Here is a 13,628-nt window from a genome sequence, read left to right on the forward strand (position 1 = left end):
TAGCAATTGAGTGGGGGAGAAGAGGAGAAAAGGAGAAGGGGAGAAAAGGAATTCGGCATTCGAGCCTTTCTCCTCCTCTCCCCTTCTCCCTTTCTCCTCGTCTTCTTACGCTGCTAGTTTCATTTCCTTTGGCGACTCTGATTCGGTTGCCAGATCATAGGCATAGACGTTCGAGATCAGCCCGAGCTTTTGGAGCATCCAGAGCTGGTACCAGTTAATATCAAATTCTTTCCAGGTAAAGCCGTGTTTGGCACTACGCGGAAACGCGTGGTGGTTGTTATGCCAGCCTTCGCCCCACGTGACGGCGGCGACGAGAGCGTTATTTCGCGAGTCGTCACGCGTATCAAATCGACGACTGCCCCAAAGGTGCGTTACCGAATCGACCATCCAGGTAAAATGCCAGCTAACGGCAACACGCATAACGATCGCCCAGATGACCATTGTCCACCCGCCGATCGCAAACAACCCCGCGGCCAACAAGAGCGTTGTTACATAATAATACTTATCGATAAAGACCAAGTAAGGGTCTTTGAGCAGATCGGGCGAATAGCGTTGACGGACAGATTGCGGCTGATTTTGTGCGGTTCCTTCGAATATCCAGCCGATGTGCGACCACCAGATCCCTTTTCGCGGACTGTGCGGGTCTTTGTCCGTGTCGGTAAATGCGTGGTGCAAACGATGCGTCGTAACCCATGAGATCGGGCCACTCTGGAGACCGAGCGTGCCGCAAGTCGCGAGAAAACGCATCATCCATTTAGATGTCGTGAAACCACGATGCGTCAGCAATCGGTGATAGCCGATGCCGATGCCCCAGCTCGCCGCGATCACCCAAACCACAAGCGTGGCAATAAGATTTGCCCAGCTAAATGTAAAAATGGCTGCAAGGGCCGCAAGGTGAAACGCCGACACAAAAAAGATCGTGTTCCAATTGTATTTTCCGACTCGAGAAGGTGTAAATTCGACTACGTTTTGCACTTGATTATATCCTCTGTAACTAAAATTGCACATTGGACCGAACCTCGGTCCACTTTTAACCATAGCAGGATTGTTGGTCGGTAATTGTAAGAGTTATGTAACAGTTACGGCCTCAAAGACAATTAGCGCGAGCTGACCAAAACGGCGTTCGATGAGGCTCGTGCGTTTGCACGGGCTTTTTACTATAATATCGTTTCAGCATTGTTGGATTTCAACGTGAAAGAGGATCAATAGATGTCAGAACAAACAGTTGCCGAACGAGTAATCAAAGTCTTTGCAAATTTCAAAAAGGTTCCGCCGGAAGAAATTTCGATGGAAACCACTTTCGAATCTCTGGGCCTCGATTCACTCGACGGCCTTAATCTCGTGTTCGAACTCGAAGAAGAGTTTGACATTATGATCCCTGACGACAAGGTCCAGATGATGAAGAGCGTAGCCGAAGCCGTCGAAGGCATAGAATGGCTGCTCGCGAATCCGGTCGACAACGCGGCTGAAATGGAACGTATCTTGAAAGAACGCGCCGGAATAAAGGACAAAGACGAAACGGCCGCACCGCCAGCGGAATCAGAAGACGCCAAATAGCAAACAAAATAGATGAGAAGAGTTGTGATAACCGGAGTCGGCGTCGTTTCGCCGCTCGGAAATAACGCGATTGATTTTTGGGATGGCGTCTCTAATGGACGATCGGGGATCCGCGAGATACAGCGGGCCGATGTGTCGGCGATCCGATTCAAGAACGGCGGCGAACTGCGCGGTTTCGATGCGACCCAACATTTTGACGACAAGGCGTTGATGTGGCTGGACGAGTTTGGTATCTACGGCATTGTCGCCGCTCGAGAAGCACTTGCCGACGCAGGCATTGTATTTACAGATGAGCTCAAAGATAAGACCGGTGTTGTGACCGGTTCGTGCCTCGGCGGCAAGACTACCGAGGACGATATCTATTACAAGTATTATGTCGAAGGCAAAATCCGTCAGCAGCCTACGGTAATTCCGCGTGCGATGAGCAACGCGGTCGCCAGCCAAGTTGCAATGGAGCACGGATTTACGGGAGCAAATTTTACACTCTCGACAGCGTGTTCGTCTGCTAACCATGCAATGGGACATGCGTTTTGGTTGATCCGACAAGGAACGGTTGACGTCGCTGTTACTGGCGGCAGCGAGGCTCCGCTTTGCTGGGGTAATCTCAAGGCCTGGGAAGCGATGCGTGTCGTGTCGCCAGACACATGCCGCCCATTTTCAAAGGACCGCACGGGCATGATACTCGGCGAAGGCGGAGCAATGTTCGTGATGGAAACGCTTGAAAATGCACAGGCACGCGGTGCCACGATATATGCCGAGATCGTCGGTTTCGGAATGTCCGCCGATGCCCATCACCTGACAATGCCGTTAACGACCGGAGCTGCAAAAGCTATGCGTCTCTCACTTGAGGACGGAGGAATAAACGCTGACGAGGTCGGCTACGTAAATGCACACGGCACTGCGACAGCGGCCAACGACACAATGGAGGCGGCGGCGATCAGACTTGTTTTCGGTGAGCACGCAAAGGATGTCGCGGTAAGTTCGACAAAATCAATGGTGGGGCATTCGCTCGGAGCGGCAGGAGCTATCGAGTCGGCAGCAACGGTTTTGGGGCTTCACCATGGCATTTTGCCCCCAAACATTAATTTCACCGAGATCGATCCGGAATGCCATATTGACATCATCGCCAATACGGCACGCGAGAAGACCGTTGATGCTGCGATCTCAAATTCGTTTGCATTCGGTGGTCTCAACGCGGTTCTGGCGTTTCGTCGCTGGAAAGGCTGATCGCCCGAAAATGGCCAAAAAAAGTTCGTTTCAAATTAGGGCCGAGTATGTTCTGGTGCTGGTCGTTGCGGGGGTTCTGGGTATTATGCCGAGGCGGCTGTCGGTCCGGGTCGGCCAACTGATCGTTAATTTTCTCTTCCTCTTTCTTTCTGATCTCAGACGAACGGCATTCATTAATACGGGCATCGCGTTTCCCGAAAAGAGCGATGACGAACGATGGAGTCTTGTGCGGGGATGTTTTGACAACCTCGGCCGCGTTATCGGCGAAGTTTGTCATTTCCCGACTGCAACCCCCGAAGGTATTTCACAATTGGTCGAATTTGATTTTGACGGCCTGGGTAGCGAGCGCGAATATTACGATGCTCAGGTGGCAAAAGGGCGAGGCACAATACTTGCGGGGCCGCACATGGGGAATTGGGAGATCGGCATTTTCGCTTATTCGGCCTCGAGAATGCCGATCAATTACCTTGCCCGCCGTATGGATAACCCGCTCATCGAGAACTATATCACGGGTATTCGTACCAGATTTGGCAATCGTTCGATCAACAAACAAAATTCATTCAATGAAACGATCGGGCTGCTTCGAAACGGGGAAGTTCTGGGTGTAATGCCCGACATAAACGTCCAAAAAAAGGACGGCGTTTTCGTTCCGTTTTTTGGTATTCCCGCATGCACTACGGCGGGTGTTGCGACATTGGCGCGTCGCACGAACGCAATGATCATCACGATGTGCTGCGTGTGGGATAAAGATAAGCGGAAATACGTCGTTCATCACGGCAGTTTGATCGAAACGCCCTTTACCGATGACCGCCATCGCGACGTATTTGAATCCACGGCCGCCATGACCGCAGATATGGAATCATTTGTCCGGGCATTTCCCGACCAATGGCTATGGATACACAAACGCTGGAAAACTCGCCCGGAGGGAGAACCGAACCCTTATGCAAGATAGAGTAAAGGACATGGCGGAAATTAAGATCTGCGAATCATGCGGCGAATCGTTCGGCTGCGGAGCAAAACTCGATGGCTGCTGGTGCTTCGATATCGAAATTCCGGCAGCGGCGGCGACAGTTCTCAAGTCACAATTCAGCGATTGTTTGTGCCCTAAATGCCTGACTGAGGACCACGGTGAACTTAATGGAACCACAAAGCAAACATCGTGATCGCCGCCGCAAACATCACTGCGGCTGCGAACCAGCCAACAATATTTGTAAATTTTCCATTAACACGTTTGCCCATTACTCGTTTGTTATTGGCGACCAGCATCACGACAACCAACAAGGGCGGAGCAATCACGCCGTTGATCACCGCAGTCCAAAACAAAGCGCTAATCGGATTGATCCCCGCAAAATCGATCAACACGCCGATGATCGTTGAGGCGGCGATGACGCCGTAGAATTTCTTTGCGTGACGGGGTTTTTCGTCAAGCCCCGACGGCCAGCCGAAAGTCTCAGCCACAGCATAGGCCGCCGAACCGGTCAAAACAGGAACCGCAAGCAGGCCCGCACCGATCAGTCCGATACCAAACAGCACAGTTGCAAAATTCCCGGCCAGCGGCCTTAATGCCTGTGCCGCATCGGTCGCGGATTGTATGTCGGTCTTGCCCGACACGTGAAGCGTCGCGCCTGCCGCGAGGATCACAAAATAGAAAACTACGTTGCAAAAGAGCATGCCGACAATAGTGTCGATCTTTTCCTTCCTGATCTCACTGTCGGTCGCACCTTTTCGCTCGAAGAGTTTGGTGCGGCCTTCGCTTTTTTCTTCCTCGACCTCTTCGCTCGCTTCCCAAAAGAAGAGATATGGCGAAATGGTCGTGCCGAGGATCGCGACGATGGTCGTGATGTATTCGCTCGTAAATGAGATCTGCGGTACGAACGTTGCCTTGAACACCGCCCACCATTCCGGTTTTGCCAGAAAAGCCGCGATCACATAAGCAAAAAGCGTGAGCGTCAGCCACTTGAATATCTTCATGATAAAGCGATATGAGCCCCAAACCTGAAGTGCGACGATCGCCAGAGCTATCGGAATTACCATCGCCGAGATCGGTATGGGAACAAACATATTGATCGCCGCCGAAATCGCCGCAATATCCGCACCGGCGTTGATCGTATTCGCAACCACGAGCCCAATAACAACGGGATATAAGAGCTTTTTTGAATAATATTTGTTGAGAACTCCAGCTAGGCCGCGTCCTGAGACCATGCCGATCTTTGCACAAATATGCTGCACAACGACCATCAACGGCAGTGTCACTATCGCCGTCCACAACGTCGCAAATCCCAATGCCGCACCGGCCTGCGAATACGTCCCGATCCCCGAAGTATCATCGTCAGACGCGCCCGTGATCAACCCCGGACCGAGGCGGTCCAGAAGTCGTTTTATTGGGTTGTCCTTGCGATCCATACGGATTTCGAGATCAAGAGGTTTTTCGGGCTTGTGACTGAACCGCAGTAATTGCTATGGCGTCGACGATGTCCTCAGCCTTGCAGCCGCGTGAGAGATCGTTGCACGGGCGGTCAAGGCCCTGTAGAATGGGGCCGATCGCGGTGCCGCCGGTGAGGCGTTCGGTAAGTTTGTAGGCTATGTTGCCGGCATTGAGGTCAGGGAAAATTAGAACGTTTGCCCTGCCTGCGACGGGTGAACCGGGCGCTTTTGATTCGGCGACGGATGTGACCAGAGCGGCGTCGGCTTGGAGTTCGCCGTCGATAATGAGGTCGGGCATACGGACTCGGACAGTTTTTGTCGCTTCGATAACTTTGTCGATAAGTTGGTGCTTGGCACTTCCCTTTGTTGAGAAAGAGAGCATCGCTACGCGTGGTTCGACTTGGAGCAACGCCCGACACGAGTCCGCCGATGCAATGGCTATCTCGGCTAATTCGCTTACGTCGGGATCGATAACAACGCCGCAATCAGCATAGATCATCGCCCCGTTTGCTCCGAACTTCTTTTCAGGCACGACCATCAGGAAAAAACTCGAAACGGTCTTCATTCCCTGCCGTACACCAATGCACCGCAAAGCGGCAGCGACCGTGTGAGCCGTCGTATTTGTCGCACCGGCCACCGAGCCGTCAGCCTTTCCTTCGCGGACCATGAGGTTACCAAAATAGAGCGGATCCTTAACCGTTTGCTCGGCTTCCTCAAGTGTCACACCTTTCGCACGACGCATCTGATGGTAGAGTGTTGCGAGTTTTCCAAAATCGTTTGACTTTCGGTGGTCGAGTATTTCGACGCCGTTAAGATTGGCTCCCGCCTGCAAGGCGGCCTCGCGGATCTTCTCTTCGCTGCCGAGGATCGTGATCTTGGCGATGCCGTCGCGGGCACAGATCGCGGCAGCCTCGACAGTGCGAATGTCTTCGCCCTCGGACAAAATAATATGTTGTTTATCGGCATGGGCTCGCTGTCTGATCTGCTGCAATATCATAGGTTTCGACTTCGAATTTATCATACAACTATCAGGCGCGAAACTTGCTCTAATATCGGCTATTCAATACACTTTGAGAAAGCGAACGAGGTAACCGGATGAAAGAGTCAAAAACAAAGATCAAGCGACGTGAAAAGTCCGAACTGAAAGGCAGAATGCACAGCTTTCTGATGTTCCTGCCTAATATGGTAATGCTGCTTGGGCGACTGCTCAAAGACAACCGCGTCCCCATCGCCGAAAAGGCTCTCTTTGCCGCAGCTATCGTTTATGTGATCTCGCCATTGGATTTCATTCCGGACGTATTCCCTTTCATCGGGCAGATCGACGATATTTATGTTGTTGCTCTGGTGCTGCTGCGATTGGTCAACCGCAGCGACGAATCGGTCGTTCGCGAACATTGGTCCGGCGGCGGCGATATCGTGGCCCTTTCCGATTCGATCGCTGGACTCGCTCCAAAGTTCCTGCCGAAACGCGTTTCTCGCGTTCTCACTGCCCGTGTTGAACTCGCACCAGCCGGTCAAATATTGCGCAGCATCAAGAACAAAGACGAGGCGATCGTCCGGGAAATAAAGTCGGACGATCTGTCGGCGATAGAGCCGGTCTCGGCCTTGCCAAATTAATTGCGGCCGAGACGCATTTTCTTCTGGATTTTCGCGAGCTTTGCAACTGTATTTTACGCAAGCTCGTTAGAAAATAAACTACGTAAGAAATTGACGCGTCGGCACGAATTTTCGATATAATTATTGTCGTTAGCTGAAAATTCGTTTGGTCGCAAACTATATGTTCGAACGCTACACCGAAAGGTCTCGCCGGGTTATCTTTTTTGCTCGCTACGAAGCGCTCCAATACGGTTCGCAGGTCATCGCACCTGAACATATCCTTTTGGGATTGATGCGAGAGGATAAGAATCTCTCAGCGAGATTTTTCCCGTTTCGCCACGCCTTGACGGTCGATACGATCCGCCGCGATGTTGAGGAACGTATCGTTCTGAAAGAACGCATTCCGCAATCTTCAGAGCTGCATCTTTCACCGATCACCAAACGCATTCTCTTTTACGCTAACGAAGAAAGCCGCCAGTTAAAAAACCGCCATATCGGGCCTGAGCATCTGCTGCTCGGCCTTGTCCGAGAGGAAAAATCGATCGCAGCGGAAATCTTGTTCGGTTACGGCCTTAGGCTGCACGACGTTCGCGACGAGATGAGCCGCCAGGCAGCAGTTCCGGGCGTTTTTGCTCCGGCGAAAGACAACAGCAAGACGCCAAGTCTAACGGAATTTACGCGTGACCTGACCATCGAAGCCTCGGATGGACGGCTCGATCCGCTGATCGGCCGCGAGCCCGAGATCGAACGACTGATCGAGATCCTCTGTCGCCGCACCAAGAACAATCCTGTCCTGATCGGCGAGTCGGGAGTCGGAAAGACGGCAATAATCGAGGGACTTGCCCAGCGCATAGTTGATCGAAATGTACCGAGTTTTCTCGAGAATAAACGCATCCTTTCTCTCGACCTTTCGCTGATCGTAGCGGGAACGAAATACCGAGGGCAATTCGAAGAACGCCTGAAGAAGATAATGGCCGAACTGCGTGAGACCAGCGATTCGATCGTCTTCATAGACGAACTCCACACGCTCGTCGGTGCCGGTTCGGCAGAAGGTACGCTCGACGCGGCTAACATCTTAAAGCCCGCACTTTCACGCGGCGAGATCCAATGTATCGGAGCCACGACGCCTGGGGAATACCGCAAGACCATCGAAAAAGACCGGGCCCTCGAACGCCGTTTTCAGGCGGTCAAGGTCGATCCGCCGAACGAGGCCGAGGCTCTGACGATCATTAAGGGAATCGTTGAACGCTACGAAGCGTTCCATCAAATTCGTTATTCGCAAGATGCTCTCGCGGCCGCCGTACAGCAATCGAACCGCTACATCGCCGACCGATTTTTGCCTGACAAGGCTATCGATGTTTTGGACGAAGCCGGAGCAAGGGCCAAGCTACGGTACCAGCATGAAAATCGCGGTGAGCCCTCGTGGAAAGAGACTGTTGAGAACTGGAAACGCGTTGCCGCCAACGAAGATCAATTGATCTCCTACGAGCTGCAGACGCTCGAAGATTCGTTCTTTGCGGTCGAAGTGACGCGTGACGACGTTGAGGAAGTGATCGCCCGCTGGACCGGAATTCCGGTCGCGTCGATCAAGCAGGAAGAAGCTCAAAAGCTAATGAAGATCGAGGCGGCACTGCACGAACGCATCGTCTCGCAGCGTCCGGCGATCTCGGCTCTGGCACGGGCGATCCGCCGTTCGCGTGCCGGACTCAAGAATCCGAGCCGGCCTGTCGGATCGTTCCTTTTTCTCGGCCCGACCGGTGTTGGCAAGACAGAGGTTGCCCGCAGTCTCGCGGAATTTCTCTTTGGCTCGGAACGCTCGCTCATTCGATTTGACATGAGCGAATTCATGGAGAAGCACTCGGTCTCGAAATTCATCGGCTCGCCTCCGGGATATGTCGGCCACGAAGAAGGCGGACAGTTGACCGAGAAATTACGGCGTTCGCCGTACGCGGTCGTGCTGTTCGACGAGGTCGAAAAGGCACATCCCGATCTCTTCAATGTTTTGCTGCAGGTCTTTGAGGACGGGGTTTTGACCGATGCCATGGGGCAAACGGTCGATTGCAAACACGCGATCTTTATCATGACGTCGAACCTGGGTGCACGGGTTATCCAAAAGAGCGGCACACTCGGATTTCAGGCGAATGCAGCGTCGTCGCGTGACAAGCTCGAAGATCAAGTGATGGCGATCGTCCGTCAGACATTCGCTCCCGAATTTATTAATCGTCTGGACGAGATCGTGCTGTTTGACGAGCTGAATGATGAGGCCTTGCTTGAGATCATCGACCTGCAAGTCGGCCGTCTCAACACGATCCTCGAAAACCGCCAGCTCAAGATCAGCCTGACCACGGACGCCAAACAATGGCTCATCGACCGCACATGCGGCGACCGAAAGTATGGTGCGAGGCCGCTGAAACGGGCACTTCAGAAATATATCGAGGATGAGCTGTCCGAAGGTTTGCTGCAGGGCGATGTCGCCGAAGACTCGTCGGTCGAGGTCTTTCTCGATGGCGAAAACCTGGCCTACCGGACGCTCGCGGCAGAACAAAGCGAAAAGGAGCTGTCGCAAAAGGCTTAGAACAAAAAGATGTACCGCCGTTCAAAGTTTATCGAAGTGCTGCTCGAGATCCGCAAGGAAATGTCCGCCGAGGCTGACTTTGACGTAGATCTGTTTTCTGAGATGGCCCGCACCGGCAGCACCTCGGTCACGGAAAAGGATCGAAAAGAAATGCGCACCGCCGAACCGCCTAACACGGCCGACGACGCGATAGCACGTGTCGAAAGCCACACCGACCTTGTTCCCGAAACCTGATCCGCCTTGTAGATACCACAAAGAATTGATTTAATAACGGCTATCGATGCTTCGCTATCTGGTCTCCATCATCTTTGTGCTCATTGTGATCGCTGCTTCAGGGGCGATCTATTTCCCAAGTTATTGGGTCCATCGATATGACGGCCTGATCGAGCGGCAGGCCCGTGTTTACCGCGTCGACGCAAAATTGGTCTGGAGCATCATTTACGAAGAGACCTATTTTCGGGCGTGGAAGATCGGTGCCGACGAAGAAGTCGGGCTGATGCAGGTGACGCCCGTCGTTGCTCGAGAATGGGCCAAGGAAACAGGCCTCAAGGAATTTGAAAAGCAGGCAGCCGAGAACGTCAACACGTTTCTTGCTGACCCGGAACGAAACATCCAGGTCGGCTGCTGGTATTACGAAAAGCTCCGCGAAAAATACCGCGATCTGCCGTCTGAGACCGCTATGACCCTAGCTGCCTACAACGCCGGCCCGAGCCGTGTCGAGGAATGGACACGCGAAACGGACACTGGTGTTCTGTCCGAATCCGATTTTGTTGCCCGCATAGGAATCGCCTCGACCAAAAACTACGTCTCATCTATCCTCACGCGATACCGATCGGTTCCAGCACAAAAATGATGACATCGGGCGCGTTTTTGGTGAAGACCAAACGTGTAATTTTCACCTCACAATAAAATTGTGGTACGTACCACAATTTCATCAACAAAATTGCGAAAAGTGCCGTAAAAATGCATTCTGCGACAGTTTTTAAGGGGGACAGCGACAATGTTTTAGGGGGCTTGCGACAGTAAAAAACAGGGTCAGCGACAATAAAAAAGACCCCCAGCGACAATCGTAAAACGGGTATAAAAAACTGTCACAGGCCGCCGCTGCGGTCCAATTGTAACAAAGACCCATCGCTCCCCAACATTCCCATTCAAAAGAGCGATCTCCAACATCCCATCGCCGCCCCATTCGCAACTCATCAGCACCAAGATGCCGTTCGGCGTCCAACCGCTCCACACAATACGAGGAAAAAATTAACAAGTGTCCGCTAACTTCGGATTTTCGATTTCGTCGCAGTTTTGTTCTAATTGTCCAATGAAGATCATCGCTGCCGATCATGTTTTGCCGATCTCGTCCGAGCCAATAGCGAATGGTGCGGTCGCGATCGACGGCGCTCAGATCGCGGCAGTTGGGACGAGGGACGAGATCGCTCAGCAATTTCCGGGGATCGATATCGAAGATCTGGGCGAGGCGGCGATCATGCCGGGCATGGTCAATTGCCATTCGCATCTCGAGATCACCTCGATGCGCGGGTGCCTGGATGATGTAGAGCATGATTTTGCGGCTTGGCTGCTCAAGCTAAATGGCCTACGAGCGGAGCTTTCTGACGAAGACATTCTCGCCGCAGCTGTAAACGGAGCGATCGAAGGTGCCCGTGCGGGCGTGACGTGTTTTGGCGATATCGGGCGTATGGGGCATGCCGGCGTGCATGCATTAAAAACGGTTGGCCTTCGCGGCATCGTTTTTCAGGAGACCGAGTTTTCGCCGGACAACCGGACGGCAGACGACAATTTTCTCACGCTTGCAGCGAAATTCGAGCAGCTTAAAAGTGAAGAGACCGAGCTTGTCCGCGTGGGCCTTTCGCCGCATTCGCCGTACACGGTCGGGTCGCGTTTGTTCGAGCTGATCGCTCAGTACTCGATCCTAAACCGTGTTCCGCTGACGATCCACGCCGCCGAATCGATGGATGAGCACGAACTGATGACGCAGGGCACCGGATTTTTCACCTCGGTGTATGAAAAATACGGTATCGATTGGAACAGCCCGCACTGCACGCCGATCGAATACCTCGAACGCCTCGGCGTTCTATCAACACAACCGCTGCTTGCCCATTGCGTCGTTGTCTCCGGACAGCGACATCAAACGGATCGCTTCAAACGGAGCAAAGATCGCCCACTGCCCGAAATCAAACGCAAAATTCGGCCACGGCTACGCGCCGTTCGAAGCGTTTCTCGACGCCGGCATCGCGGTCGGTCTCGGCAGCGATTCCGTCGCCAGCAACAACACCTGCGACCTGCTCGAAGAATCCCGCTTCGCCGCCTTGGTTGCACGAAACCGCACCAATTGCGGAAGCCCGCACGAAGTAAGGGCGTTTTCGTCACCGAAGTTCATCTCAGCCAAACAAATGCTCGAAACCGCAACGCTCGGCGGAGCCAAAGCCCTCGGCCTCGACCACCTCATCGGCACACTCGACCCAGGCAAACAAGCCGACATCGCCGTCATCTCACTCGCCAACATCGCCCAGCAGCCCGTCAGCGATGTTCACACCGCGCTGGTTTTCGCGTCGAATGCGAGGGATGTAGTGAAAGTCCTAGTCAGCGGAAAGGAAGTAGTTTTGGACTAATTGAAGAAACTCGGAAACTCGCGTTTGATGAACTTATCCAGTGCAGGCTCGTTAAGTCCCGGACCTCTAATACCCTTAGCGATGATTTGGCCAACATCGTCCGAGACAGGCGTGCCGAATGCCGCCATCTTGAATCCTGTCTTATTGGCTGCAAAATCGGCGTTTAGATCACCAATGGCCATACGGAGTTTGATCGGCAGGATGTACAGAGCATCTGCCCTAAAGGCACCAAACGTCTTAGCCGAGGCACTTTTGTTTGATGGCGATTCAGACAGAACCAATTTGATCTGCTTTAATTCGATCTCTTTGCCGTCGATAGTAACATATACCCTTTTTAGCGGTAGTTCGAGCTTGTCTTGGGCCACCGCCGTAATAAGAATTACCGCATTTCCGTCGAGGGCCGAATATTCTTTCTCATCGCGCGGATAACCAATGTCGTACAGTATCACGCGTGGAATTGGGGCATTGGCTTGATATCGAATCGCGGCTTCCTCGATCCGCTGGCTCATTCTTTCCGGTGTTGCGGGCTGATCACGCCATATTGGAGCATCAATGACATGTCCGGCCTGATATGCGTCCAAAAACTTGCCAACAAAATTTCCATCTTCGGAACCATCGGGTTTAGAGATCGTCCAGTCGATCAGTTCACCTTCTTGAAAAGTATATGGATCTCCGAACTTAAACCCCTCTACCAATTGAATGTCGCTCGCGATCACACCCTTCACTTTGCCATTGGCTATGTCCTTGACCGCCACGAAAACCTGTTCAAAGCGGCCTTTTGGGTCGCGCAATCTCGTTGTAATAAAGAACGAATGCTTGGGCGGGAGTCCTTTGAGAAAACGCTCCTTCGCCTGAGGATATGTTCTTTTCGCTGTCTCGATATGAGGTTTGATAGCCTCGTCAAATTTCTGAGTTTCCCCGCGTACTACATCGATAGGCTTATCCTTTGGAGCGTTTGGGGCTATGTGGATCTCAGGAGTCGGCTGTTGAGAAAATCCAACGGATGAAATAACAAGGACAAGGATAACGGATGTGAGAATTGAGGTTGCCTTCATATGGTTTGTTAGTTGTCCACCGGTTGCATTGGGTTGGATTATCTATTCGAGTCGCTTGCGCCAATAGCCATGTTCACGACTATCGTGCATAATAGCAACGATCACGACGCCCGCGTTGTCCTCAAGATAAATTACTGAATAGGGAAAAACGTCAACGACCTTTCGACGAAAGTCATCTTCAAGAAATGGCCATCTTGTTGGAGAATCGCAAACTCTCTCAATCGCAGATTCGATACATTCGATAAATCGCCTGTCAAGGCCAATTTCCCTAAGGCCGTAAAAATGCGAGGCCTTCTGATACTCGTCCAGTGCATCGTCTTGCCAACGAAATCTCATTTTCGAATTGAGGCCCGCACCTGAGCAAGTCCAACTTCACCATCGATGAGTACTGCCTTACCAGATTTAACTTCGGCAACCCGACGACGGATCTCGGTTATCCATGCCTCTCGAACGGCAACTGCGTCTTCTCGTTCATCGAGACTCTCCATTAATCGGTCGGCAAGAACAGCTCGATCTGCGATGGGAAGCGACAATGCGGTCTCAGTTATATCTTCGATCAACACGCCCATA

16 protein-coding genes are annotated in these 13,628 nt (G+C 52.5%); 9 read left to right on the plus strand and 7 right to left on the minus strand.

Features of this window, described 5'->3' with window-relative positions; translation table 11 throughout:
* Positions 1-105: 105 nt before the first annotated feature.
* Positions 106-1,008: a fatty acid desaturase gene (locus IPK01_03345; GenBank protein MBK7932532.1), complete on the minus strand. Its 903-nt coding sequence runs from the start codon at positions 1,006-1,008 to the stop codon at positions 106-108.
* Positions 1,009-1,209: 201 nt separating this feature from the next.
* Here IPK01_03345 and IPK01_03350 point away from each other — a divergent pair, with 201 nt between their 5' ends.
* Genes IPK01_03350 through IPK01_03365 form a run of 4 tightly spaced genes read left to right on the plus strand, consistent with a single transcriptional unit; the run spans position 1,210 to position 3,947 of the window.
* Positions 1,210-1,557, plus strand: a complete 348-nt coding sequence (locus IPK01_03350) for a hypothetical protein (protein ID MBK7932533.1) — start codon at positions 1,210-1,212, stop codon at positions 1,555-1,557.
* A gap of 12 nt (positions 1,558-1,569) precedes the next feature.
* On the plus strand, positions 1,570-2,784 hold the full coding sequence (locus tag IPK01_03355; GenBank protein ID MBK7932534.1) for a beta-ketoacyl-[acyl-carrier-protein] synthase family protein: 1,215 nt from the start codon (positions 1,570-1,572) through the stop codon (positions 2,782-2,784).
* Positions 2,785-2,794: 10 nt separating this feature from the next.
* On the plus strand, positions 2,795-3,736 hold the full coding sequence (locus IPK01_03360) for a lysophospholipid acyltransferase family protein (GenBank protein MBK7932535.1): 942 nt from the start codon (positions 2,795-2,797) through the stop codon (positions 3,734-3,736).
* On the plus strand, positions 3,726-3,947 hold the full coding sequence (locus IPK01_03365; GenBank protein MBK7932536.1) for a cysteine-rich CWC family protein: 222 nt from the start codon (positions 3,726-3,728) through the stop codon (positions 3,945-3,947). The genes IPK01_03360 and IPK01_03365 overlap by 11 nt, the downstream gene beginning before the upstream one ends.
* Here IPK01_03365 and IPK01_03370 read toward each other — a convergent pair.
* The gene (locus IPK01_03370) at positions 3,919-5,187 is read right to left on the minus strand and encodes a divalent metal cation transporter (protein MBK7932537.1); all 1,269 of its coding nucleotides are present in this window, start codon (positions 5,185-5,187) and stop codon (positions 3,919-3,921) included. The genes IPK01_03365 and IPK01_03370 overlap by 29 nt on opposite strands.
* A 13-nt stretch (positions 5,188-5,200) precedes the next feature.
* Positions 5,201-6,205, minus strand: a complete 1,005-nt coding sequence (pta, locus tag IPK01_03375) for a phosphate acetyltransferase (GenBank protein ID MBK7932538.1) — start codon at positions 6,203-6,205, stop codon at positions 5,201-5,203.
* Positions 6,206-6,303: 98 nt separating this feature from the next.
* Between pta and IPK01_03380 the strand changes: the two genes are divergently transcribed.
* From IPK01_03380 to IPK01_03395, 4 genes are all read left to right on the plus strand, one after another.
* Positions 6,304-6,825: a DUF1232 domain-containing protein gene (locus IPK01_03380; protein MBK7932539.1), complete on the plus strand. Its 522-nt coding sequence runs from the start codon at positions 6,304-6,306 to the stop codon at positions 6,823-6,825.
* Positions 6,826-6,985: 160 nt separating this feature from the next.
* A complete protein-coding gene (locus tag IPK01_03385) occupies positions 6,986-9,379 on the plus strand; it encodes an ATP-dependent Clp protease ATP-binding subunit (GenBank protein MBK7932540.1) in 2,394 nt (797 codons plus the stop codon).
* A gap of 9 nt (positions 9,380-9,388) precedes the next feature.
* Positions 9,389-9,613: a hypothetical protein gene (locus tag IPK01_03390; protein ID MBK7932541.1), complete on the plus strand. Its 225-nt coding sequence runs from the start codon at positions 9,389-9,391 to the stop codon at positions 9,611-9,613.
* Between the two features lie 46 nt (positions 9,614-9,659).
* Positions 9,660-10,232: a transglycosylase SLT domain-containing protein gene (locus IPK01_03395; GenBank protein ID MBK7932542.1), complete on the plus strand. Its 573-nt coding sequence runs from the start codon at positions 9,660-9,662 to the stop codon at positions 10,230-10,232.
* A 129-nt stretch (positions 10,233-10,361) separates the two neighbouring features.
* Here IPK01_03395 and IPK01_03400 read toward each other — a convergent pair whose 3' ends face one another.
* Complete coding sequence (locus IPK01_03400; protein MBK7932543.1) at positions 10,362-10,934, minus strand: hypothetical protein; 573 nt, start codon at positions 10,932-10,934, stop codon at positions 10,362-10,364.
* 460 nt (positions 10,935-11,394) lie between these two features.
* On the opposite strand from IPK01_03400, the gene IPK01_03405 reads away from it, so the two are divergent.
* Positions 11,395-12,003, plus strand: coding sequence for an amidohydrolase family protein (locus IPK01_03405; protein ID MBK7932544.1), 609 nt, complete (start codon positions 11,395-11,397; stop codon positions 12,001-12,003).
* On the opposite strand, the gene IPK01_03410 is transcribed toward IPK01_03405, so the two are convergent.
* The 3 genes from IPK01_03410 to IPK01_03420 are packed head-to-tail and all read right to left on the minus strand — an operon-like array spanning position 12,000 to position 13,627.
* Complete coding sequence (locus tag IPK01_03410; GenBank protein MBK7932545.1) at positions 12,000-13,058, minus strand: hypothetical protein; 1,059 nt, start codon at positions 13,056-13,058, stop codon at positions 12,000-12,002. The genes IPK01_03405 and IPK01_03410 overlap by 4 nt on opposite strands.
* Positions 13,059-13,100: 42 nt before the next feature.
* Positions 13,101-13,394, minus strand: coding sequence for a type II toxin-antitoxin system RelE/ParE family toxin (locus IPK01_03415; protein MBK7932546.1), 294 nt, complete (start codon positions 13,392-13,394; stop codon positions 13,101-13,103).
* On the minus strand, positions 13,391-13,627 hold the full coding sequence (locus tag IPK01_03420; GenBank protein MBK7932547.1) for an addiction module protein: 237 nt from the start codon (positions 13,625-13,627) through the stop codon (positions 13,391-13,393). The genes IPK01_03415 and IPK01_03420 overlap by 4 nt, the downstream gene beginning before the upstream one ends.
* Position 13,628 lies beyond the last annotated feature (1 nt).

The organism is Acidobacteriota bacterium (genome assembly GCA_016713675.1).
Taxonomy (GTDB): domain Bacteria; phylum Acidobacteriota; class Blastocatellia; order Pyrinomonadales; family Pyrinomonadaceae; genus OLB17.